The sequence below is a fragment of the Alcanivorax sp. 1008 genome (assembly GCF_020667895.1).
GTDB lineage: Bacteria > Pseudomonadota > Gammaproteobacteria > Pseudomonadales > Alcanivoracaceae > PGZG01.
The window spans coordinates 1-298 of the sequence record NZ_JAFMPS010000115.1; the positions used below are offsets into that span (position 1 = coordinate 1).

Annotated in this window: 1 protein-coding gene; it reads right to left on the reverse strand. The window is 34.2% G+C overall.

Translation table 11 applies throughout. The features are described 5' to 3' along the window. On the reverse strand, positions 1-298 hold a 298-nt coding region (locus J1C54_RS16530; RefSeq protein WP_229150095.1), incomplete at both ends, for an N-6 DNA methylase.

Here is a 298-nt window from a genome sequence, read left to right on the forward strand (position 1 = left end):
TTTGGCTTTACAGTTTTTCGTGGTATTAGGTTAACTAGTTTTCTTAAAGGAACAAGTTTGCTCTGCTCTGTAGGAGATAAGTTTAGGTCTTCAAAAACGTATCTATTGACAGATAAGTCAAACCCGTTTTTAGAAACCTCTTCAATACTAGCTGAACGCTTTAGTTTATTATGGTTCTCCGATAATAATTTAAATATTCCTTCATCATCTAGGATACGAACCTTACCGTCACCTTTTTTGAATTGCTCAGATGCATCAATAAATTCTACTTTTCTTTCATGGTCAGGACTCTTAGAGA